This window comes from Levilactobacillus spicheri DSM 15429, from assembly GCF_001435095.1.
GTDB lineage: Bacteria > Bacillota > Bacilli > Lactobacillales > Lactobacillaceae > Levilactobacillus > Levilactobacillus spicheri.
In genome coordinates this window covers 1-23,053 of record NZ_AZFC01000002.1, presented here as the reverse complement: position 1 = coordinate 23,053, position 23,053 = coordinate 1, and the positions used below count along the sequence as shown (strand labels likewise).

The 23,053-nt window shown below is 51.3% G+C and carries 25 protein-coding genes and 1 tRNA gene; 19 read left to right on the top strand and 7 right to left on the bottom strand.

Annotated features, from left to right (window positions below):
• The first annotated feature begins 55 nt into the window (after window positions 1-55).
• From FD37_RS00665 to FD37_RS00640, 6 genes are all read left to right on the top strand, one after another.
• Window positions 56-982, top strand: coding sequence for a hypothetical protein (locus FD37_RS00665; RefSeq protein WP_225436297.1), 927 nt, complete (start codon window positions 56-58; stop codon window positions 980-982).
• 174 nt (window positions 983-1,156) lie between these two features.
• Entirely contained in the window at window positions 1,157-2,347 is a 1,191-nt protein-coding gene (gene tuf, locus FD37_RS00660) for an elongation factor Tu (protein WP_056962764.1), read from the top strand.
• Window positions 2,348-2,596: 249 nt separating this feature from the next.
• Window positions 2,597-3,901, top strand: coding sequence for a trigger factor (gene tig, locus FD37_RS00655; protein ID WP_045807961.1), 1,305 nt, complete (start codon window positions 2,597-2,599; stop codon window positions 3,899-3,901).
• A gap of 216 nt (window positions 3,902-4,117) precedes the next feature.
• The gene (gene clpX, locus FD37_RS00650) at window positions 4,118-5,368 is read left to right on the top strand and encodes an ATP-dependent Clp protease ATP-binding subunit ClpX (protein ID WP_147007675.1); all 1,251 of its coding nucleotides are present in this window, start codon (window positions 4,118-4,120) and stop codon (window positions 5,366-5,368) included.
• Window positions 5,369-5,552: 184 nt separating this feature from the next.
• Window positions 5,553-6,146 (top strand): ribosome biogenesis GTP-binding protein YihA/YsxC, encoded by a 594-nt coding sequence (yihA, locus tag FD37_RS00645; RefSeq protein ID WP_045807959.1) that lies wholly within the window; start codon window positions 5,553-5,555, stop codon window positions 6,144-6,146.
• A 2-nt stretch (window positions 6,147-6,148) separates the two neighbouring features.
• Complete coding sequence (locus tag FD37_RS00640) at window positions 6,149-6,448, top strand: nucleoside triphosphate pyrophosphohydrolase family protein (RefSeq protein WP_045807958.1); 300 nt, start codon at window positions 6,149-6,151, stop codon at window positions 6,446-6,448.
• Between the two features lie 54 nt (window positions 6,449-6,502).
• On the opposite strand, the gene FD37_RS00635 is transcribed toward FD37_RS00640, so the two are convergent.
• Window positions 6,503-6,682, bottom strand: a complete 180-nt coding sequence (locus FD37_RS00635; RefSeq protein ID WP_045807957.1) for an SPJ_0845 family protein — start codon at window positions 6,680-6,682, stop codon at window positions 6,503-6,505.
• A gap of 243 nt (window positions 6,683-6,925) precedes the next feature.
• Between FD37_RS00635 and uvrC the strand changes: the two genes are divergently transcribed.
• Window positions 6,926-8,746, top strand: coding sequence for an excinuclease ABC subunit UvrC (gene uvrC / locus FD37_RS00630; RefSeq protein ID WP_045807956.1), 1,821 nt, complete (start codon window positions 6,926-6,928; stop codon window positions 8,744-8,746).
• A gap of 139 nt (window positions 8,747-8,885) precedes the next feature.
• On the top strand, window positions 8,886-10,184 hold the full coding sequence (obgE, locus tag FD37_RS00625; protein WP_056962762.1) for a GTPase ObgE: 1,299 nt from the start codon (window positions 8,886-8,888) through the stop codon (window positions 10,182-10,184).
• Window positions 10,185-10,286: 102 nt separating this feature from the next.
• Here obgE and FD37_RS00620 read toward each other — a convergent pair whose 3' ends face one another.
• Both FD37_RS00620 and FD37_RS00615 read right to left on the bottom strand, forming a co-directional pair.
• A complete protein-coding gene (locus tag FD37_RS00620; protein ID WP_056962760.1) occupies window positions 10,287-11,039 on the bottom strand; it encodes a hypothetical protein in 753 nt (250 codons plus the stop codon).
• A gap of 20 nt (window positions 11,040-11,059) precedes the next feature.
• On the bottom strand, window positions 11,060-11,335 hold the full coding sequence (locus FD37_RS00615) for a hypothetical protein (protein WP_056962758.1): 276 nt from the start codon (window positions 11,333-11,335) through the stop codon (window positions 11,060-11,062).
• A gap of 180 nt (window positions 11,336-11,515) precedes the next feature.
• Between FD37_RS00615 and rnz the strand changes: the two genes are divergently transcribed.
• From rnz to FD37_RS00580, 7 genes are all read left to right on the top strand, one after another.
• Entirely contained in the window at window positions 11,516-12,466 is a 951-nt protein-coding gene (gene rnz, locus FD37_RS00610; protein WP_056962756.1) for a ribonuclease Z, read from the top strand.
• The gene (locus tag FD37_RS00605) at window positions 12,463-12,852 is read left to right on the top strand and encodes a LapA family protein (RefSeq protein ID WP_045807951.1); all 390 of its coding nucleotides are present in this window, start codon (window positions 12,463-12,465) and stop codon (window positions 12,850-12,852) included. The genes rnz and FD37_RS00605 overlap by 4 nt, the downstream gene beginning before the upstream one ends.
• 69 nt (window positions 12,853-12,921) lie before the next feature.
• Window positions 12,922-15,243 carry a single-stranded-DNA-specific exonuclease RecJ gene (gene recJ, locus FD37_RS00600; RefSeq protein WP_056962754.1) on the top strand — a complete coding sequence of 774 codons (2,322 nt, stop codon included), beginning with the start codon at window positions 12,922-12,924 and terminating at the stop codon, window positions 15,241-15,243.
• Window positions 15,244-15,261: 18 nt separating this feature from the next.
• A complete protein-coding gene (locus FD37_RS00595; protein ID WP_056962752.1) occupies window positions 15,262-15,780 on the top strand; it encodes an adenine phosphoribosyltransferase in 519 nt (172 codons plus the stop codon).
• A gap of 143 nt (window positions 15,781-15,923) precedes the next feature.
• Window positions 15,924-16,991 (top strand): YdcF family protein, encoded by a 1,068-nt coding sequence (locus tag FD37_RS00590; protein WP_056962749.1) that lies wholly within the window; start codon window positions 15,924-15,926, stop codon window positions 16,989-16,991.
• Between the two features lie 436 nt (window positions 16,992-17,427).
• Complete coding sequence (locus tag FD37_RS00585) at window positions 17,428-17,826, top strand: TIR domain-containing protein (RefSeq protein WP_056962748.1); 399 nt, start codon at window positions 17,428-17,430, stop codon at window positions 17,824-17,826.
• 57 nt (window positions 17,827-17,883) lie between these two features.
• Window positions 17,884-17,971 (top strand) — tRNA-Ser (locus FD37_RS00580).
• Window positions 17,972-18,111: 140 nt separating this feature from the next.
• On the opposite strand, the gene FD37_RS00575 is transcribed toward FD37_RS00580, so the two are convergent.
• The 4 genes from FD37_RS00575 to FD37_RS00560 form a co-directional block, all read right to left on the bottom strand.
• A complete protein-coding gene (locus FD37_RS00575) occupies window positions 18,112-19,242 on the bottom strand; it encodes a site-specific integrase (RefSeq protein ID WP_056962746.1) in 1,131 nt (376 codons plus the stop codon).
• Between the two features lie 110 nt (window positions 19,243-19,352).
• Window positions 19,353-20,354 (bottom strand): hypothetical protein, encoded by a 1,002-nt coding sequence (locus FD37_RS12720; RefSeq protein WP_147007673.1) that lies wholly within the window; start codon window positions 20,352-20,354, stop codon window positions 19,353-19,355.
• Between the two features lie 60 nt (window positions 20,355-20,414).
• Window positions 20,415-20,837 carry an ImmA/IrrE family metallo-endopeptidase gene (locus tag FD37_RS00565; RefSeq protein ID WP_235807846.1) on the bottom strand — a complete coding sequence of 141 codons (423 nt, stop codon included), beginning with the start codon at window positions 20,835-20,837 and terminating at the stop codon, window positions 20,415-20,417.
• Between the two features lie 6 nt (window positions 20,838-20,843).
• The gene (locus FD37_RS00560) at window positions 20,844-21,170 is read right to left on the bottom strand and encodes a helix-turn-helix domain-containing protein (protein ID WP_056962743.1); all 327 of its coding nucleotides are present in this window, start codon (window positions 21,168-21,170) and stop codon (window positions 20,844-20,846) included.
• A gap of 260 nt (window positions 21,171-21,430) precedes the next feature.
• Here FD37_RS00560 and FD37_RS00555 point away from each other — a divergent pair, with 260 nt between their 5' ends.
• The 4 genes from FD37_RS00555 to FD37_RS00545 all read left to right on the top strand — a co-directional run bounded on the left by FD37_RS00555 (window position 21,431) and on the right by FD37_RS00545 (window position 22,890).
• Window positions 21,431-21,628: a hypothetical protein gene (locus tag FD37_RS00555; protein WP_056962741.1), complete on the top strand. Its 198-nt coding sequence runs from the start codon at window positions 21,431-21,433 to the stop codon at window positions 21,626-21,628.
• A gap of 2 nt (window positions 21,629-21,630) precedes the next feature.
• Window positions 21,631-22,458: an ORF6N domain-containing protein gene (locus FD37_RS00550; RefSeq protein ID WP_056962739.1), complete on the top strand. Its 828-nt coding sequence runs from the start codon at window positions 21,631-21,633 to the stop codon at window positions 22,456-22,458.
• Window positions 22,459-22,532: 74 nt separating this feature from the next.
• Window positions 22,533-22,697, top strand: a complete 165-nt coding sequence (locus FD37_RS12715) for a hypothetical protein (protein ID WP_156652723.1) — start codon at window positions 22,533-22,535, stop codon at window positions 22,695-22,697.
• Window positions 22,687-22,890 (top strand): hypothetical protein, encoded by a 204-nt coding sequence (locus FD37_RS00545; RefSeq protein WP_056962737.1) that lies wholly within the window; start codon window positions 22,687-22,689, stop codon window positions 22,888-22,890. Before FD37_RS12715 ends, FD37_RS00545 begins: the two co-directional genes overlap by 11 nt.
• Window positions 22,891-23,053: the final 163 nt, after the last annotated feature.

Genomic DNA, 23,053 nt, shown 5'->3' with positions numbered 1-23,053 from the left:
ACTGACCTTCGTATGAAGGCCGGTCCATTTTCGCACCCTGAAAGGAGGCGGTCGGGTGACTCCGACCTTTGAAACGGCCCTGGCGGCCTTTAACGCCGAAAAGTGGTCTCAGGCGAGTGCGGCCTTTACGACGCTGTACCAGGCGGATCAACGTCCCGAATTGAACCGGTATCTGGCGGTCAGTCTCTACCACGACCAACAATTCTTAGCCGCTGAGCAGATTGCCGCTGAAAATGACGGGGCTTATTTGGTGAGCGCCGAGTGGTTCACCTGGCGCATCACCATCGCGTTACAGAATCAGCAATTTATCTTTGCCCGCGAGTTATGCGCGCTTCCACAGGCCGCGTCCTGGCAAGCCCAGGAATTGCCACGCATCGTGACGGCCGAGGAACGGGCGCAAACGGCGTTGGCCGCGACGCAGCGGGTGATTGCCAAGCAATTTTATCACCTGGGTGACGTTCCGTTGCGCGAGCAGCAACGGCGGCTACTCCGGGCGCACCAATTGCCCCTGGCGGATTTTCTCAAGGGGACGCAGTACCTGCTGGTCGATCCGTTTTTACATCCGTTGCTGCGGGCGACGTTATTAGAGGAACTTTTCCGATTACGTGTTAAAATGACTGTGCAGGTGCATTGGCTGGATGAGCAACAACACACCGTCTCGACCGCGCAATTGGAAGGGGTGTTTGCCGGTTCAGCTGCCCAGCAAGCTCTGACGTATCTCCAGGAGCAGATTGCTCAAAATAATCCGGGATTGGCCGCAAACGTTCGGCAAACGCTCAACTTACAACTGATGATGTTGTATCCTTTTGCCGATAAAATTGTAACCCATCCCCGGGCTTGGGTCGATTGGCTCGCGGGTCGACCCCTTGATCAGTCACTTCCAGAATCGGCGGTCAACCAAATTAAAACTTGGCAAAGTCGCTTGGCTAAGCATTTGGAAACGCTATTTGCCGCTGCAAATGGGGAAAAGTCCGAAAATTAATGATTTTTTAGTTTACAAATAAATCGCGAGCAGATATACTAGTCAAGGATTCTTTTTTGGAAGGGTTCCAGCTTTCCCTTTCAGGGAAGAAGTAGTATAATTTTACGCAAAGAGTGATTAATTTTCGTCTGAAAGTTAAACATTCTTACGATAAAATACAGGAGGGTTTCATTAATGGCTGAAAAAGAACATTATGAAAGAACTAAACCCCATGTAAATATTGGTACTATTGGCCATATTGACCATGGGAAGACGACTTTAACTGCTGCAATCACTAAGGTATTGGCTGACAAAGGTTTAGCTAAGGCCGAAGATTACGCAGATATCGATGCTGCTCCAGAAGAACGTGAACGTGGTATCACGATCAACACCGCCCACGTTGAATACGAAACGGAAAAGCGTCACTACGCGCATATCGATGCCCCAGGACATGCTGACTACATCAAGAACATGATCACTGGTGCCGCTCAAATGGATGGTGCTATCTTGGTTGTTGCCGCAACCGATGGTCCTATGCCACAAACGCGTGAACACATTTTGCTGGCTCGCCAAGTTGGTGTTAACTACATCGTTGTCTTCTTAAACAAGACCGACTTAGTTGACGATGACGAATTGGTTGACTTAGTTGAAATGGAAGTTCGTGAGTTGCTGTCCGAATACGATTACCCTGGTGATGATATTCCTGTTGTTCGTGGTTCCGCTTTGAAGGCTCTTGAAGGCGACCCAGAACAAGAAAAGGTTATCTTGCACTTAATGGACATCGTTGACGACTACATCCCAACGCCAGAACGTGACAACGAAAAGCCATTCTTAATGCCTGTTGAAGACGTCTTCACGATCACTGGTCGTGGGACTGTCGCTTCCGGTCGTATCGACCGTGGGACTGTTAAGATTGGTGACGAAGTCGAAATCGTTGGTTTACACGACGACGTATTGAAGACGACCGTTACTGGTTTGGAAATGTTCCGGAAGACGTTGGACCTTGGTGAAGCCGGGGATAACGTTGGTGCCTTACTTCGTGGGATCAACCGTGAACAAGTCGTTCGTGGTCAAGTTCTGGCTAAGCCAGGTTCGATCCAAACGCACGAAAAGTTCAAGGGTGAAGTCTACATCTTGAGCAAAGAAGAAGGTGGCCGTCATACGCCATTCTTCTCCAACTACCGTCCACAATTCTACTTCCACACCACTGATATCACTGGTGTTATCGAATTGCCTGATGGTGTAGAAATGGTTATGCCTGGTGATAACGTGACGTTCACTGTTGAACTGATCCAACCAGCTGCCATTGAAAAGGGTACGAAGTTCACTGTTCGTGAAGGTGGCCACACCGTTGGTGCCGGTACCGTTACGGAAATTGACGACTAATTTAACCTCGGTTAATTAGACGTACCACAAAAAGGGGCCTGAAAAGCGATGCTTTTCGGTCCCTTTTTCTTTGCTTGAAACCGTGGGGGAGCTCTTGTGAAATTTCAAGAGATTCAGCGGGAAAGTGCCCGTGCACCACGGCTTTTCAGCAAAAACTATTTTACAATTGGCAACGGTTAAGGTACACTAAGACAGTATGCAATTGCTAGAATTGTAAATAGTAATATCTTTCATTTCGGAGGGAATACAATGGCTGCAAAGTGGGAAAAAAAGGAAGCAACTAAAGGGGAATTAACCTTTGAAATTGCGCCTGATAAGATTAAAGAAGGCTTGGACAAAGCTTTCCAACGTACTAAGAAGAACCTGGCTGTCCCTGGTTTCCGTAAGGGTCGTGTGCCACGTCAAATCTTTGACCAAATGTACGGTGAAGAAGCCTTATACCAAGATGCTTTAAACATCGTGTTACCAGATGCTTACGAACAAGCTATCAAGGAAACTGAAATCGAACCCGTTGACCAACCCCAAGTGGATGTTGAATCCATGGACAAGGGTAAGGCCTGGGTCTTGAAGGCCGTTGTGACGGTTAAGCCCGACGTTAAGTTAGGCGACTACAAGGGCTTGAGTGTTACCAAGCAAAACACGCGGGTTTACCAAAAGGACATTGACGCTGAATTAGAAAAGCAACGTCAACAACAAGCTGAATTGGTCCTGAAGGAAGACGAACCAGCCGCTAAGGGTGACACGGTCGTGATTGACTTCGACGGTTACGTTGATGGCAAGCAGTTCGACGGCGGTAAGGCCGACAACTACTCCTTGGAATTAGGCTCTAACTCCTTCATCCCTGGCTTCGAAGACCAATTGATCGGTCACAAGGCTGGCGACGACGTGGACGTTAAGGTGACCTTCCCGAAGGATTACCAAGCCGAAGACTTACGTGACAAGGAAGCCACTTTCAAGGTGACGATTCACGAAGTTAAGGAAAAGCAATTACCAGAATTGGACGATGAATTCGCTAAGGACGTCGACGAAGACGTGGACAGCCTTGAAGAATTACAAGCCAAGACCAAGGATCGTCTGAAGGAACAAAAGACCACGGCCGCTCACGACGCCATCGAAGACGAAGCCATCAGCGAAGCTGTTGACAACGCCGAAATCGCTGACGTTCCAGAAGCCATGATCAAGGACGACATCGATCGTCAAATGGACCAATACCTGGCCAACATGCAACAACAAGGGATCCAACCAAAGATGTACTTCCAGCTGACTGGGACCACGGAAGACGACTTGCGGAAGCAATTCGCTGACGGTGCCGAAAAGCGGGTCAAGACGAACTTGGTTCTGGAAGCCGTTGTTGAAGCCGAGAAGATCGAACCAACGGAAGACCAAGTGAAGGCCGAAGTCAAGGACTTAGCTGGTCAATACGGGATGGAAGAAAGTGCCGTCCGGAGCGCCTTATCCGATGACATGCTGAAGCATGATATCGCCATCAAGGCCGCCGTTGACTTGATTGCCGACTCTGCAAAGCAAGACAAGAAGAAGGACGCTGAAGACTAAGCCGATTGAGCCTAGCAAGCGTTTTTGACCGGGATGACACTAGTTATCCCGGTTTTTCTTTGGCGGCCTTCAGGCGTGGCCTGAAGGCGGATTAATTCTCTAACGGTCGGAACTGTGGTATAGTACATCAATGATGGGAGTGCCTGGTTCACTGAACAGGCAAACTGACCAAGGAATTATACTGGGGCGATAGCCCGGAGAGAAAGGGTGAGTTTATTGTTTGAAAACACCGAAACGAATGGCCCAGTGACCTGCTCTTTTTGCGGGAAGACCCAAGATCAAGTACGGAAGATCGTCGCGGGGCCAGGTGTTTACATCTGTAACGAATGCATCGATCTCTGTAAAGAAATTATCGATGAAGAATTTAGCCAAAGCGCCGCACAAGAAACCTTAGAGGTGCCAACGCCGGCGGACATCGTCAAGACGTTGAACGACTACGTGATTGGCCAAACGGAAGCCAAGCGGACCCTGTCGGTAGCGGTGTACAACCACTACAAGCGGGTCAATGAGATGGCGAAGGACGATGGCGGTCCGGAACTGCAGAAGAGTAACATTGCGGTCATCGGGCCTACCGGTTCGGGGAAGACTTACCTGGCGCAAAGCCTGGCTAAGATCTTGAACGTACCGTTTGCTATCGCGGACGCCACGACCCTGACGGAAGCCGGGTACGTGGGGGAAGACGTGGAGAACATCCTGTTGAAGCTGCTGCAAAACGCCGATTACGACGTTGACCGGGCGGAAAAGGGAATCATCTACATCGATGAAATCGATAAGATCGCTAAGAAGGCCGAAAACGTCTCGATTACGCGGGACGTCTCCGGTGAAGGGGTTCAACAAGCCCTCTTGAAGATTTTGGAAGGCACCATTGCCAACGTGCCGCCTCAGGGTGGCCGGAAGCATCCCCAACAGGAGTTCATTCAGATCGATACCACGAACATCCTGTTCATCGTGGGTGGGGCCTTTGACGGCATTGAAGACATCGTTAAGCGCCGGTTAGGTGACCAGACGATTGGGTTTGGCGCCGACACCGAAGAAAAGCAAGTCTTGTCTTCGGGTGACAGCCTGATGCAACACGTGATTCCGGAAGACCTCTTGGAGTTCGGGTTGATTCCCGAATTCATCGGGCGGCTGCCAATCCTGACGGCCCTGGAAAAGCTGGACGAGAACGACCTGGTTCGCATCCTGACGGAACCCAAGAACGCGTTGGTCAAGCAGTACGAAAAGCTGCTGTCCTTAGATGACGTTCAACTGGAGTTCCAGCCGGCAGCGTTACGGGAAATGGCGAAGTTAGCCATCGCCCGGAACACCGGTGCCCGGGGGCTGCGGTCGATCATCGAAGCCGTGATGCGCGATATTATGTTCGACTTGCCAAGTCGGCATGACGTGGCCAAGGTCATCATTACCGCGGAAACGGTGACGGATCATGCCGAACCAGAACTGGTTTTAAAGGATCAGAAGGCTTCATAAATCATTAAGACGCTTATTAGACGACCAGTTGAAGGACTGGCCGTCTTTTTTATGGAAAATTTTGAGCCCGGACTGACGCGGTTTAAACCGGATTCTTGTGGTCGGCGGCTAAACTGATGGCCGTATGCAGCCGGGTTCTGTGTTAGAATGATGAAAGATATTTTGGAGAGGATGGCACACAGGAATGGAAGTACATCACGTAGAACTCGTTATGAGCGCGGTTCAGCCGAGCCAGTACCCGACGACCGGTTATCCCGAGATCGCCCTGGTCGGCCGCTCAAACGTTGGGAAATCGTCATTGACCAACGTGTTGATCAACCGGCGCTCATACGCCCGCACATCCAGTCAGCCCGGTAAGACCCAGACCCTGAACTTCTACAATGTGGAGGATCAACTTTACTTTGTGGACGTTCCCGGTTACGGGTACGCCAAGGTCTCGAAGACCGAACGGGAAAAGTGGGGCCAGATGATTGAGACCTATCTGACGCAACGCGACCAACTTAAAGGAGTCGTGTCGCTGATCGATGCCCGGCACGCGCCGACCGCCGACGACGTACAGATGTATCAATGGTTGGCCTATTACCAGCTGCCGACCTTGATCGTGGCGACCAAGAGTGACAAGGTGGCGCGGGGCAAGTGGAACCAGACCATCAGTCAGATCAAGAAAACGTTAGGCCTGCCCAATACCGATAACATCGTGCTGTTCTCCGCACCCAAGAAGGACGGCAAGGATGCGGTATGGCAGTGGATCGAACAACAAGCCTTTGGGGAGGAATAAACGTGGAATTCAACGAGTATCAAAAAGCAGCGAACCGCACGCTTTACGGCAACGAACAGGTCTTGACCAACTGTGCCTTAGGGTTGGCCGGTGAGACGGGACAAGTCGTTGAACTGGTCAAGCGGTATACCTTCCACGGCCAGGACCTCGACCACGATGCCCTGGTCAAGGAAATGGGGGACGTCCTCTGGTACCTGAGTCAGGTCGCGCAGTGGGCGGATATCGACTTTGATGAGGTCGCCCAACAAAACATTCAGCGGCTGAATGACCGTTACCCCAACGGCTACCATAAGCAAGCGTAAGACAAAAAGCGTCCCCCACCAGCTACCGGTGAGGAACGCTTTTTGGTTATTCAGTTACTTCTGTTCGTCGTGCTTGTCTTGGTCAGCCTTGATGAGATCCTTCGGCCGTTTGTCATTTTTGTGTTCGTCGGCGCGCTTCAGGAACTTGTCCCGCTTGGCGTCCTTAGGATCCATTTGGGCGAACTTGCCAAACATGGAGTCCAAGTCATCTTGACGTTTTACTTTGAGAGCCATGCAGCCACCTCCCTACCTTTTTCAGTTATCATAGCAGAACTCAGCCCGTTTGTCATTTATCGCCGTTAGTCGGCGGGGTGATTGCTTGCACCAAACAGGTATTCGGCTTATACTTTATAGGCTAATTATGCGCCGGACGGGGAGGTTTCCCCCGTTCGCGGCGGATTCAGGGAACGCAAATTTAACCGAAAGGCGGTCGCGAGGTGACCACCGTTCGGTCATTCAGAATTGGAGGGACGCACGGTGGCGACGGAATATTTGGAACATAAGTTGGCTTTGTTACCCGACATGCCGGGGTGCTATCTGATGAAGAACCTGAACAGTCAGATCATCTACGTGGGGAAGGCCAAAAATCTAAAGAACCGGGTACGTTCTTACTTTAAGAGCAGTCATACGGGAAAAACGGCCCAGCTGGTCAGTGAGATTCGGGACTTCGAGACCATTATCACCTCGACCGACAAGGAAGCCTTTCTGTTAGAAATCACGCTGATTCAGAAGCATCAGCCCTACTTCAACATCAAGCTGAAGCGGGGGACCGGGTACCCGTACATTAAGATCACGCACGAGCGGGACCCGCAGCTCCTCCTGGTCAGTGAGATCAAGAAGGACGGGGGCTACTACTTCGGGCCCTACCCGAACGTTTACGCGGCCGAGGAGACCATTCACTTCTTACAAAAGGTCTACCCGCTCCGCCGGTGCACCGGGTATCAGGGCCGGCCGTGTCTGTACTACCACATGGGTCAATGCTTGGGGGCCTGCTTCAAAGAGGTCCCAGAGGCCGATTATGAGCGGCAGATTCGGCAGATCAAGTCGTTTCTGAACGGGAACACCGGGCACGCCGAAAAGGCGCTCCATAAGCGCATGGAGGCCGCAGCGGCCGACCTGGAATACGAGCGGGCGGCGGACTTGCGCGACCAGATTCGCTACATCGACGCAACGGTGGAAAAGCAGAAGATCATTTCGAACGACAACACGCCCCGGGACATCTTCAACTTTTACCTGGATAAGGGCTGGTTGTCGATTCAGGTCTTCTTCATTCGCCAGGCCCGGCTGATGAAGCGCGAAAAACGGCTCTTCCCCGTGGTCAGCACGGCCGAAGAAGAGTTGGCCAGCTTCATCGTACAGTTTTATCAACGCAAGAATACGGTGCTGCCGCGGGAGATTCTGGTGCCCAAGAGTCTGGATGGCGAGATGATCGAGGCCCTGCTGCACGTGCCCGTTCGGACCCCGCAACGGGGAACGAAGCGCGACCTGCTGGAGATGGCGGGGAAGAATGCCCGGCTGGTGTTGGAAGAAAAGTTCCGGTTGTTGGAGTTAGACGAAAGCAAGACGACCGGGGCCATGAAAGAGATCACCGATGCCCTGGGAATCGCCCCGGGCCACAAGATCGAGGCCTTCGACCACTCGCACATTCAGGGGGCCGACCTGGTCTCGGCCATGGTGGTCTTCGTCGATGGGCAACCTAATAAGAAATTGTATCGGAAGTATAAGCTGCGGACGGTGGACCACGCCGATGAAACGGCGAGCACGATGGAGGTCATTCGGCGGCGCTATACCCGTCTGCTCAAGGAACATGCCGCCATGCCCGACCTGATCCTGATGGACGGGGGCGACATCCAGATGAACGCCGTCAAGGACGTGCTGGAAAACGAGCTAGATCTGCACATTCCCGTGGCGGGGATGGTCAAAAACGACCACCATAAGACGGCGGACCTCCTGTACGGGGGCGACGACCACCACATTCACCTTGATCCGAAGAGCCAGGGCTTTTACCTGGTCCAGCGGATTCAAGACGAGGTGCACCGGTTCGCGATTACCTTCCACCGGCAGGTCCACACCAAGCACTCGCTGAGTTCCCGGCTGGATCAGATCCCCGGGGTGGGGCCGAAGACGCGCAACAAGCTGTTGCGCAAGTTCGGGTCGACCAAGCGAATCAGCGAAGCGGCGGTCGAGGACTTGCAGAAGTTGGGGATCAGTAAGACCGTGGCGTCGACCATCCACGTGACGCTGCAGGCGGAGGTCACGGCCGAGGTCAAGAATCCCCGGACGCCGACTAATCTTTGACGCCCGTCGCGTTTGCCGGTATACTGGCTAAGCGAGACGTTCCGCGACCGGTGCCAGCAATGGCCGTGTCGTTGGGCGTCAGGGTAAGAGACACAGTGGTCGCCCCGTGGGCAGGCCGCTAGAAAATGAGGAAATAACGATGGCTTTTGTAGATCAAGTAAAAATTAATGTTAAGGCCGGAAACGGTGGTAACGGAATGGTTGCCTTCCGGCGAGAAAAATTTGTGCCGAACGGTGGTCCGGCCGGTGGCGACGGTGGTCGCGGCGGTAACGTCGTGTTCGTCGTCGACGAAGGGCTCCGGACGCTGATGGACTTCCGGTACCAACGGAAGTTCAAGGCCAAGAATGGTGGCAACGGCGCCATCAAATCGATGACGGGTCGCGGGGCCGATGATTTAATCGTGCAAGTCCCGCAAGGCACCACGGTCATCAATAATGAGACCGGGGCCGTCGTGGGTGACTTGGTCGCCCCGGACGACTCCGTCATCGTGGCGCACGGTGGCCGGGGTGGCCGCGGCAATACCCACTTTGCTTCGCCGAAGAACCCGGCTCCCGAAATCGCCGAAAACGGGGAACCCGGACAAGAAATGGAAGTTCGTTTGGAGTTAAAGGTCTTGGCCGACGTCGGGCTGGTCGGGTTCCCATCCGTGGGGAAGTCGACGTTGTTGTCGACGGTCACCAGTGCCAAGCCGAAAATCGCCGAATACCACTTTACGACGCTGGTCCCGAACCTGGGGATGGTGCGCTTACCCGATGGTCAGGACTTTGTGATGGCCGATTTACCCGGTCTGATCGAAGGGGCGGCTAAGGGAATCGGACTGGGCTTCCAGTTCTTGCGGCACGTTGAGCGGACCCGGGTCATCCTGCACGTGATCGACATGAGCGGCGTTGAAGGCCGTGATCCGTACGATGACTTTGAGAAGATCAACCACGAGTTACAGGCCTACGACCCGGACATCCTGAAGCGGCCGCAAATCGTGGTGGCCAACAAGATGGACATGCCGGACGCCGAAGAAAACCTGAAGCAGTTCAAGGCGGACCTGGACCAAGACGAGCTGTTGGCGGAGAAGCCCGAGATCTTTGCGATTTCGACGCTGACGCACCAGGGCCTGACGCCGTTGCTGCAACGCACGGCCGAAGTGCTGGCCCAGACGCCGAAGTTCCCGGTCAAGGAAGCCGAGACCGTCAAGACGGCCGAGTACGACTTCCAGCAGAAGCCAGACTTTACCATCACACGGGATACCGATGGTGTCTGGATCCTGAGTGGCGACAAGTTGGAGACGTTGTTCAAGATGACCGATATCAACCACGACGAAAGTCTGTTGCGGTTTGCCCGGCAAATGCGGGGGATGGGCGTCGACAACGCGCTGCGTGAAAAGGGTGCACAGAACGGTGATACCGTTCAGATCGACGACTTCTCGTTCGAATACATGGCTTAAGCAAGCCGTAAAAAGGGGGTTGTGGACGAATCCACAACCCCCTTTGTGACGCGTTTTAGGTGATTGATAGCGACTCTTGACAGAATCGCGTGGCGAGCCGGTTTACGAAAGGTCCACAATCAGCCAGCCGCTGGGCTTGACCAGTTGGTGTTGGCGTTGGTCGTAGCCACCCGCAAACGCAAGCTTGACGTGGGTGAAGGTCGGCTGTGTCTCCTGTCCGGCAAGCCCGGTCGCGAAGGTCGCCAGTTGCCGGTGGGCCGGGATGGTTTTTCCGGCACTGGCGTCACTGAGCTGGTTCGCCGCCGTCAGCCGCTGATGATTCCCCAGTTGAATGGCCTTGATGCCGTCGGTGGTCACCGCCCGCTTACCGCGATTCAGGATGGTAAACTTGACCTGTAACGTGTAGTAGGGACTCTTGATCTCGGCGAGGTTGAGCGCCTGGGCGGCCATGCGCTTAGCCTGGTCATTTTCGGCCACGTTTTTGATCAGCCGGACGCTGGTGACCCGGTACGTGAGCTGGCCGCTTTTGATGGTCTGGTTCAGGGCGTGCACCCGCGTCAAGGTGAGCTTGGTGCCGACCTTATCGAAGGTGTACTGCCCCTTTTGTTGGAGCTTTCCGGATTTGACGTACCCCTTGGCCTGCGTCTGTGCGGCCCGCGGTTGATAGGTCTGGGCAATCTTTGATGATGAGGAGGCCGTGACCGCCGCGTCGGGTTTGGCCGCGTGGTAGGTCTTGGTCGAAGACTGACTATCTTTAAAGCTGGCACTGCTGTGCTTAGCGGTACTTTGGCAACCGGCCAAGCCCAAGGCCAGCAGCCCTAGCCCCGCTAAGACGAGTGAACGCTGAATTCGCATGATAATGACTCCTTTCAAGGTCAGCCGAGGAGAATCTGATGGGCGACGAGTCGGTACCCGTAAAGCCGCTGAGGCGGGGGTCCCGCCGTGAAGAGGGGCGTGGTCGGGGCGACGCGCTGGACCCGGGCACGGAATTGGTCCAGGGTCAGTGGCCGACCGCCGGTGCTTAAAAAGCGCAACTGTTGATCGACGACCTGCAGATCCGTCAGGGGGCGCTTAGTCGGCGTCGTTTCCCAGAACAGTTGGAGCTGCGGATCGAGGTCGATCGTTGACCGGTTAAAGTCGATCAAACGCATTGTGCCACCTCCCAGAACACCAGATTGGCCAATATGGCTAAGTTAATTATACCGAATTTTCGGACGGAACCCCAACAAAATTGGTTCGGGGGGTGCCGCAAAGCCAAAAGTTGCGATTTCGGCGAAAATCCCCTAAAATAGTGGACGGACTTTAAATCGATAGATTGGAACGAAAAAAATATGGAAATTGAATTTTTAGGAACGGGCGCGGGTTCACCAGGAAAGTTTCGGAACGTGACCAGCACGGCGTTACGTTTGTTAGACGAGCGTAATTCCGTGTGGTTGTTCGACGTTGGGGAAGCCACGCAACATCAGATTCTGCGCACCACGTTGAAGCCGCGGAAGATTGATAAGATATTTATTACCCACCTGCACGGGGACCATATTTTTGGGCTGCCCGGCTTGCTGAGTAGCCGGTCGTTTCAGGGGGGCGAGGGTCCCCTGACGATTTATGGACCCAAGGGGATTCGGGACTTCGTGGAGGTCAGCATGCGCGTCTCCCAGACCCGACTCTCCTATAAAATTCACTACCAAGAGATTACGGACGACGGGTTGGTCTTTGAAGACCCGAAGTTTAAGGTGTACGCCCGTCACCTGGACCATAAGATCACCTGCTTTGGGTATCGGGTCGAGGAGAAGGCCCATCCGGGTGAGCTGATGGTGGAGAAGCTTCGCGAACAACAAGTGCCCTCGGGACCCGTTTACGGGCAGTTGAAGGCCGGTCAAACGGTCACGTTACCGGACGGCCGTACGTTGAACGGTCAGGACTTCTTGGGACCGAGTCAGCCCGGCCGGATCGTTGCCATCTTAGGTGACACGCGCCAGACGGCTAACGAGGTGGCCTTGGCACAGGATGCCGACGTCCTGGTCCACGAAAGCACCTTTGCGAAGGGTGAGGGCAAGCTGGCCCGGGCCTACTATCACTCGACGAACATCCAAGCGGCCGAGTTGGCCAAGCGGGCGCATGTCAAGCAGCTCTTACTGAACCACATCTCGGCCCGGTACACGGGTAAGCTGGCGAACGAGCTGCAGCATCAGGCGCGGGAGGTCTTTAAGAACACCCGGGTCATGAAGGATTTTGATGAGGTTCCCGTTGTATTTCGGAAGGTCACGGAGGCGACGCACGTATGAAGAATCAGTGGCGGATTATTTTAACGATTTTGTTGGTCATCGTGGTGGCGGTTTTTGCCATCCTGAACGTTGAATCGGTGCCGGTATCGTTTGGCTTCACCACGGTGCGCTGGCCGTTGATCCTGATCCTCTTGGTGTCCATCCTGATTGGTGCGGTGCTGGTGATCCTGTTCTCAACGATCACCAACGTTCAGCATAACCGGGCGTACAAAGAATTAGAACAAAGTACGCAGGCGCAGCTGACCGCCTTGACGACCGAAAATGACCAGTTGAAGAAGCGCCTGCAGAATTCCCACGGGAAGCAAGTGGTGGGACAACAGGAAAAGCAACTTCAGGCGTTGGAACAAGAAAACGCCGAATTGAAGCGGCAACTGGCAGCTAAATAGTGAAACGAACCTTAAAGAGTGGTGCCGCTGACATCACTCTTTAACCATTTTAGAAGGGGTGAAAAGTTGATGATTGCGGCACAATACCGTTGGAATAACCACCACGTCGACCAGCCATCGGCCGAGGCCCAGGCGCTGGCCCAGGCCAGCCAGATCTCACCGATTGTGGCCCAGATTCTCATCAACCGGGGCAAGACGACACCGGATGCGGTCCAGGCCTTCTTACAACCCGGTCCAGAGCAGTTGCACGATGCGCTCTTGCTGCACGATATGCAAAAGGGGATTACACGCATCGAGGACGCCATTGCGGCGGAACAACAGATCACGATTTACGGTGACTACGATGCGGATGGGGTCACCAGCACGGCTATCATGTACGAGACGCTGACGATGCTGGGGGCGCAGGTCAACTACTATATCCCGAACCGGTTTACGGACGGCTATGGGCCCAACGTGGCGGCCTTTAAGAAGTTGATTGCCGCCGGGACCCAGTTGTTCGTGACCGTGGATAACGGGGTCGCCGGGAACGAAGCCATCGCGGCGGCGAACGAAGCGGGCGTCGACGTGGTCGTGACCGATCACCACGAATTGCCCCAAGAGTTGCCCGCTGCGTACGCCATCATCCATCCCCGGTTCCCCGGAGCGGAGTACCCGTTCGGTGGGCTCTCCGGGGCGGGAGTGGCCTTTAAGGTGGCCCAGGCCCTGCGTGAGGAGATTCCGCAAGACCTGCTCGACCTGGCGGCCATTGGGACGGTCGCGGACCTGGTGCCCCTGGTGGACGAAAACCGGGTCCTGGTGTACTTCGGCCTGAAGCTCCTGCAACAGGACGAACGTCCCGGCCTGCAGGCGTTGATCAAGGAAGCGGGGATCCATCCTGAAGAGATCACGGAACAGTCGATTGGGTTCGGCCTCGCCCCGCGGTTGAACGCCCTGGGACGCTTGGGGGATGCCAGTCCGGCCGTTGAGTTGTTAACCACCCTCGACGAATCCCAGGCCCAGACGCTGGCGCACCAGACCGAACAGGAGAACCGGCGCCGGCAGGACCTGGTCGCCCAGATCAGTACGGCGGCGTTGGCGCAGGCCGAAGATGCCGATCACCGGGACCGCTTGGCCCTGATTATTAGTGGCCACGACTGGCACGAAGGCGTGCTTGGCATCGTGGCTAGTAAGGTGGTCGAACAAACCGGGAAACCGACGCTGGTGGTCAACGTCAACGCGGAGGGCCGGGCCAAGGGCTCCGGTCGTAGCGTGGAGGCGTTCAACCTCTTTGAAGCCCTGGACGGTCACCGGGACCTGATGACGGCCTTCGGGGGGCACCACATGGCCGTGGGGCTCACGGTGCCGGCAGAGAACCTGACGGCGCTGGCCGACGCTCTCGACCAGGAGGCAGCAAACCAGCACCTGGCCGACCAAGGGCCCAGTGAACTGACCGTGGCGGCCACGTTGGCGGTGCCCGCGGCCACGATGAACCTGTACCACGAGTTGGCCCAATTGGCACCGTTCGGCACGGATAACGCCCAGCCGCTGTTCGCCTTTGCGCCCGAGCAGGTCACGGGAGTCAAGGCCATCGGCAAAACGGGCGATCACCTTAAGTTTCAGCTCCAGACCGGTACCACGCGGCTGAACGCCATCGCGTTTGGCGCGGGCAAGCAGGCTGACGAGCTGACCCAGGCCGACCACGTGGCGGTCCTGGGCACCCTCGAGGATAACGTGTGGCAGGGCCGGCACTCGTTGCAGGTGATGGTCAAGGACCTGAGTGCGCAGGCGCCGACCGTGGTCGTTGAACGCACCAATCGCCTGCACCAGGCCATGTTCACCCAGCCGGGGACCTACGTGTTCTTCCACGAGAACGTCTACCGGCAGTTGGCGGACCACTTGCCGGATACGGCGACGGCACTGCTCTATAGCGGGCAACCACTGACGCCGCTGGCCGCTGATAGCCCGGTCTACTTAGTCGATTGTCCCGACCTGACCGCCGATCTGACGACCGTGGTCACGCAGCTGCAACCCGCCCGAATCACGGCTTATCTGTACCAAAAAGAAAGTCTTTCACGTTTAGGGCTGCCAACTCGGTCACAATATGCTAAACTGTTTAAGTTCGTTGCAACACACCAACACGTCGACGTGGGTCACCAATTGACGCAATTAAGTACGTTTATCCAAATTCCGCGGACACAATTGATCTTCATGATTCAGGTATTCTTTGAGTGTGGGTTTGTGTCGATTGCCCACGGCATCATGGACGGGGTCACCCAGCCGGACCATAAGGATCTAACGGCCGCGCCGAGTTACCAGCTCCGCCAGCAGCAGATGCAGACCGAAGAGGACCTGTTGACCTGTCCACCGGCAGCCTTAACTCAGCGTCTCCAGGGACTCATGGATCGAAAATAAAGGAGCTAATTAAAAGTTATGGCAATTGATTTTACCAAATATATCGCGAGCGTTCCGGACTACCCAGAAAAGGGGGTCATCTTTCGGGATATCTCGCCATTAATGGCCGACGGTGAGGCGTTCCACGCCGCCACCGACCAGATCGTCCAATACGCCAAGGACAAGGGCGTCGAAATGATCGTGGGTCCCGAAGCGCGGGGCTTCATCGTGGGTTGCCCGGTCGCTTATGAACTCGGGGTGGGCTTTGCCCCAGCCCGAAAGGAAGGCAAGTTGCCCCGGGCAACGGTCAAGGCCAGCTATGACCTGGAATACGGGACGTCGTCGTTGTACCTGCACAAGGACGCCATTAAGCCCGGCCAACGGGTCTTGGTCACCGATGACCTGTTAGCAACGGGGGGGACCATTGGCGCCACCATCAAGTTGGTTGAAGACTTGGGTGGGGTCGTCGTCGGGACCGCCTTCCTGATCGAATTAGACGCCTTACACGGTCGTGATCAACTGAAGGGCTACGATGTCTTCAGTCTGATGAACTACTAAAACGCGAATCCCTCAGGTCGCTCGGTTCAGGTCGGGCGGCCTTTTTTTGTGGCCAATTATTTGCGGGCCTTCACCATCATCAGGAGGTAGAAGTGTGCTATGCTCAAAGTAACGGATTTCGTGAGTGACGGGAGGAGAAAAGTATGGAAAATGACGGCATCGTCATTCCCACGGTGATGTATTGGGTCTGGGCGGCGCCCCTCTTTTTTGGTGGGGTGTTTGCCTGGCGCTATTGGCGGGACAAGTGTCGCTTGAGTAACGGCCTGTGGTTCTCGGCCATGTTCTATTCGTTGTTGGCAGCCCTAGCCGTGACGATTCTGGGCACCAATAATGGCCTTTTGATTGGCGTGAGCCTGGTCGCCTTCGTGGGGGTGCTCGTGCTGATCGGGGTGGTCTTTGCGTTGCAGGCCTTCCTCCTGCTGTGGAACGCCTGGATTGTTTGGCGGCGGGAGCAGCACACGTTGGCCAACATGCTGACGTTGCTTCTAGGGCTGGGGATTTTGTTCTTGCCCGTGGTGAACCATCTGGCGGGGCGGTTTTTGCCCCAACCGGTCGACACGTTTTTGGTGGCCTTCACCAACCTGTTCATCCTGTACGTGGGCTTTTGGTTTTACAATTATCTGACCATGCTGGTGGTCTACCAGTTTAACCACCCGAAGTGGCGCCAGGACTACATCATTGTGCTGGGAGCGGGGCTGTTAAATGGTGATGAGGTTTCCCCCCTGTTACAGCAGCGGATCAACCGGGGGCTCAAGTTCTATCACCGGCAGCTGGCCAAGACCGGTCATCCGGCGAAGATGATCTTTTCCGGCGGGCAGGGCCCCGACGAGACGAAGCCGGAAGGGCAGGCCATGTTGGAGTATGCCCTGAGCCAGGGCCTGCCGGTGGCCGACGGATTGGCGGAGACCCAGTCCCGGACCACCTTTGAGAATCTGAAATTCAGTCGGGCGTTGATGGCGGCGACGGGCGCGACGGCCCCACGAGCCATCTTCGTGACCAATAATTACCATACGTTGCGGGCGGGGATGATCGCCCGCCAGGTGGGGCTGAAGATGGACGGCGTGGGCTCGCGAACGGCCGGTTTCTTCTTGCCCAACGCCGTTTTACGGGAATACATCGCGATCTTTGTGAAGAACAAGCGCTGGCACGCGGTGGCCATTGTGGGGATTTTCTTACTAAGCCTCGCAATCGCTTGGCCGTTTCCGCGCTAAGCGCTACTAGATTAATACGGGCGGGTCTGGAAATTTCTCCAGGCCCGCTTTTAAGACGCCAAAAAAACTGCTCACGATGCACGTCGTAAGCAGCCATTAGCAGCAGAATGGCCGTGGTAAATTGCCTTACCCTCAAGCCACCGTGAGTATACCATGGGTGCCGGAGGGCGGGACTGTCCCGACCGTTCGTCCTTTAATTCAGTGTAACAACTAATACGCTAGGAATTTACTTTTCATCATAATCTTTACCGTGGATTATGCTTAACACGATGGAGAATAGTCGCGAGCTTTTTGAATCAGGCGGTAAACAGGATTGTCGGTGGCCTAAATCAATTTAGTCGTATAATATTAATAAGAAATGAATGTGGCTGTCATCCAATTGTCGTTTGGAACTGGTATACTGAGAGGGTAATCGATTAAGAAGGGAAGCTGCGTCATGGGAAAACTACTGATAAGTTACCAGCCTCACGATCCATTAGCCAAGGCCTTTCAACTTCAGCTACAACGGCGTAGCGCGGACAACTGGGATTATCCGGCCGTTGAATTTCACGAGCAATTAACCGACTTACCGGCCACGGGGCGGAAGCAACGCGAGCAGAAGCGGCAGGCGCAGCGCCTGATCAAACAGGCGCGCCAGATCCTGATCGTCATCAGTCGGGATACCTGGCAGTCCGAATGGGTCGATTGGGAAATTGCCACGGCGATTCGTTACGATAAGCAGTTGTTGGCGGCCAAGTTGGATGCCGCTAACATCGTGCCCCTGGCATTGATTAGCGCGGACCCGCAGTGGATCGATCCGTTTGACCCCTTAGCCTTGTCCCAACGTCATATCTAAGACAATTGGGGCTTGCATTTATAGCCATTATTGGTAGAATAGATTAAGTAATCACTTGGAGAGTTGGCAGAGTGGTAATGCACCGGACTCGAAATCCGGCGAACCGGCTAATACCGGCGCGCAGGTTCAAATCCTGTACTCTCCTTTTTAAACCGCGTAAGAAGTATAATAAAAAATAGGAATCCCGTTAAATCAACATTTAGCGAGGTTCCTATTTTTTATAACTCGTTAAAAAGTAGGAGAAAATAAAAGCATTTTGCACATATTTTGCACACATTTGCACGGCTACGAATTGGCTTCACTGCTATTGGGCTGGGGATTATTGAGCAGTGAATCTAAAGAGGTAACAATTTGATTATCCGTTTTTGCCTTATACTCATCGATTAAATAAGCGTAAACTTTCGCTGTAATGGTAATGTCGCTGTGGCCTAGACGTTTAGATATGGCATACAGATCGTTTCCCTCGGATAGAAGATAAGCAACGTGAGTGTGTCGGCAAGAGTGAAAATGGAATCCGGCTAAGTCAATTTCATTCGCTTTAAGTGAGTCTCGCAAGGTTTTGTTTATAGCTGATGAGGTGGGAATAGTTTTGTATTGGTTAACAAATATTCTATTTAGCTTATCGTTTTTTGGCAACTCATCTAGTAGGTCTAAAAGCCAATTGTTAACTCTGATTGTTCGGTGGGATGACTCATTTTTAAGCTCTTGAAAGTCCTTGTTCGTCTCATTCCATGATTGGGTAACAGTAATCGTATTGAAGTTAGCATTAATGTCTTGCCACCTCAATCCTTGAATCTCGCCCGGACGTAGCCCGGTTACTAGGGCGGTTATAATCATGTATTTAGAGGTAAAGTGTGGATTACGAGTTTTAAATAAGTAATTCAGAAGTCGTTCTAGTTGGGTTACGCTGAGATACTGAACCTTGCGAGTCTTATCTTTGTTGTAGTTGATCGCAATATTTGTGATAAAATCTCTTTTTATTGCGCCATCATAAAGTGCGTCTTTTACACAGGCATGAAATAGTGAGTTCATTTTTGATACAGTAGACTTTGCGTGATTTTTACCGTATTTTTTAATAAAAAGCTGGTACTTTTCACGGTCAATGTCAGAAATAGAGACGCCAGAAAAAAATTCTTTCAATATGTTGTGGGCCTGTATATAAGTGAGCTCAGTTCTTTCACGTACAGTTCCTTGCTTATAGGTTTCAAACCATTTCCAAAAATAATCAGGAAAATCGGAAAATTTTTCAACAACTAATGTGCCAGAGTCGCGATCAACTTCTGCTTGATTTGCATAGGCTTCGGCTTCACGTTTTGTCTTAAATCCGCTTTTATTCTTTGTTCTAAAAGTACCATTGGCATCTTTAAAACTAACTCTGACTTGCCACATTTTCCCACGTTTACTAATGCTTGCCATTGAACATCGTTCCTTTCTCAGTTAAAATGAACGAGTAAAAGTCTTAGGGCTTTACTCGATATATGTTTAGCGCACCCATTATCTTGGCGGAGACGGGGTGCGCTTTTTTGTTATTTTAAAGCCAAAAGCTGATTATTTAGTATGCTTAAATTGGCTTCCAGCTGATGATACTTTGCAATGTATCCCTGCACGTCACCATTAGCGGCAGACACTGCATCTTCATAATCGGATATAGTTCTTCTATTTCTCTGAAGCAGGGAAGTATCATGGTTAACTATCATAAAGGCATCACGATCCTGTGATCTCCTGTACTCGGCTATTTCAGAAACAAGAGAATAGTCATCTTCTTTTAAGCTATCAATAGAGTTGCCCGTATTGAATGTAAGTGCCTGAACATTGGGGGACATGGAATTAATTTGCTGTTTTATATTTAAAATCTTAGTATTAATATCGTCTATTTTGCTTTGATTTTTATTAATAATGGGTTTACTAGAACCGGAATCAGCAGTAGTTGGTGCCGAAGTAGAATCAGAAAGTATTAGATTCCACGATCCATTAGAATACTTGTACATAGCTGTAACTGTACTCCCAGATGTAACATACCAAACATCACCATCACTATGTGGCAAACCATTTTCAAATGGTGCGGATGCCGATTCAGTTACTTTCCCCCCAGGACTAGTAACATATTTTGGCGTGTTTGGTTTTGATGCGCCGTTTGAACTGGAAGTAGTTGGCGAAGGAATTTTAATATTTGAAGTGGCGTTTTTTACATTTTTGTTTTTTTCGACTTTATATAAAGAAATCAGAACTTTGCTTTGTTTATAGCCTTTTTTGGAAGCAATTAGATAGTATTTCTTATTTAAGCTCAGACGATGTTTCAACTTAATCTTAAATTTTCCAAGACTGTTAGCGTTAGTTTTCCCCAGCACATGTTTTCCAACTACCAACTTAATATGTGACTTTTTTGTTGCTCTACCGCTTAGACTGTGTGTACTCGTAGGAATGGAAGATGCGGTCTTTACTGAAATACGCCTTGCGTTTTTCGCATCAACCGGAAGTGCAATCATAATTGGAATGACTAATCCCAAAACTAATCCAATCTTTTTCATAAATATATCCTCCCTAGATATGTACAGCTTTTAACGCCAATCAGATTGTTGGGCGTAGATTTAATTTGCTTGTTTTGAAATACTATTTCGAAAGGCATTTAACACATCGTTCTCTAAACGATTTGGGATGCAGAAGGCTTCCATAAACGGGAAAACGCTATCGCTATTGTAATCACCAATAATATCTAAATAAATTGGTATAAGGATATCTAGTGCTTTAAGATTAGCGTTTCGTTCATAACTTGATTTATTACTGAAACTTGAATAGTACAAGACGCCCTCATCATTATTGATTACGTGACCAATTTCATGAGCCATTTGAAAAATAATTTCCGATTGATTGTACCAGTTAAGATTAATGAGAATTATTTTGTTTTTGGGCTGAGCGGATGATGGGGTGTGTTCGTTCATCTTATCTGTTAAAACACAAGAAATGCCATTATCCCATGCATACTGCATTAATCTCTTGATGTAAATGTTCAAAGACGATCAGTCCTTTCCACCATTTAGGATACGTTTGATATACTCCATATCCTCCTCGGGAATAGGCTTGCCTTGATAGGTCATGATGTAATCATCATCTGCGAGGTCTACCCGTTTGGGCTCACTTGGGATTGACTCGTCTGTAGTATTACCTAGTAAATATTCAACAGATACGTTTAGAACGTGGGCAACTGCCTTCAGGTTATTAATACTTGGTTCTTTAGTTTTCCAAGAATATATAGTGTTTTTTCCCAAACCAGCTTTATCATTAACTTGAACTAAGCTAAAACCGCGTTTTTTTGAAATTTTTTTAATTCTATCTAACGTTGTCATATCGGTAATTTCTCCCAATCAATGACAAATTAATTAGACTTAGGCTAAATAAAAGTTGACTATTTTTAGACTAAGGCTTATTATTAATTCATCAAGTAATCAAGCAACAAAAAACACACCTACCAAAACAATAACTTTGGCGAGGGATTGCGGTGGTAGTAGGTTTTATATTGCTTATTTCGTATGCACTCATTTTAGACTAAGTCTAAAAATAAGTCAACATTGCTTGATAAATTACTTTATAAAAGGAGATGTTTTTATTGTTAGATACTGAGCCGGGACGTAAGGCAGTTAAGAATTATATGACAGAAAAAAGTATTACTTATCGTATGGCCGGAATACTGTTTGGCAAAACTCCGCAATGGATTCAACAAGTTGTTAGCGGAAAAGCAAAAGGTCCAAAGGCTACTGCATTAATCATTAGCATGATTAGTGAATTTGACATTAAGGAGGACTAATTATGAATCAGCTAAAAGTAATCGGTCGCGAACACATCGGCCAGTACGAGTTCACTGGAATTGAAGGTGGCTTCGGTAAAGACAAGAAGGCCATGCTGGTTAAAGATATTGCGAATATCCATGACCAACCACTTGGTGAGATCAATCGAAGAATTAACGACAACCGCAAGCGATTTAAAGATGGCGTTGACATTATCGACTTAAAAACCGTTATGGGTCTGAGCCATAACGAATTTGGATTCACTCAAAATGCTTGGAATCGGTTAGTAAATGCTTATCTCTTATCCGAACGGGGTTACAGCAAACTGCTCAAAATCCTTGAAGATGATAAGGCGTGGGAGATTTATGACCAATTAGTTGATAACTACTTCGACATGCGATCCCAATTAGATACGACACGATTGTCACCGGAACTTCAATTCATGCAAGGCGTTGTGGATAAGCTAGCAGCTAGCGAACGTACCCAACACCGCCTCGAAAACAAAATTGATGGTGTTAGTGAGATTGTTGCCACGTCTACCATGGACTGGCGGAATGAGACATCACACCTCATTAGTAAGATTGCACGTCAGCAAGGTAACACAGGTGAATCATACAAGATGACTCGCAACGACATCTACGACGAAGTAGATCGGCGAGGTGGGGTATCACTTAAGACACGGTTAACCAACTTGAGACGTCGAATGGCTGAGGAAGGGACTTCAAAAACTCAGCGCAAGAATACAACAAAGGTTGATGTGATTGCTCATGACAAGAAACTGATTGAGATTTACACAGCAATTGTTAAAGAATTTGCCATCCGGTATCAAGTTTGGAACGAAGAATACTAAGGAGGAATCAATAGCTTTAGAATCTTGGTAAATCAATAGGGTTAAGAACGTATACACGGAAAGGAATGATCCACATGAATGAAGTTTACCTGCTAGTTGGCTTTCTAGCCTTCTGGCTAACAGTAATTGTGTTGATTGCCTCAGCTGGTTATCAGCTACGTAAGTCAGTGGTACGTGCCGGCGGATGGGCACCATTTTGGAAAAACTTCTTCGGATTGGAGGATCAGCATGAAAATTAGCGTTGGCGACAAGGTTAGCTACGAAGATACGTATGCCGCAGGCGTCAAGATGGTATCGGCTGGCGTTGGCAAAGTGGTAGAGCTCAAGCCGGACGTTTACGGTAAGTCGAATAAACAAATTGCTGTCATTAAGAGGCGTGGTCATGAGCCATTTGAAATGTTCACAAGCGGATTGGAGGTCGTCGATCGATGAAACTATGGCATAAAAAAAGAGTCCTGACTTGGCCGTCAGAACTCACCGAAAGATTACATGAATCAAGCATTTTCAGTATGAATTCTACACTGAAAAAGGGGCGTTGTCAATGGCTCTAGCACCAGACGCAGCAACATTTGATTTTGTTCGGTACCTTGAACGG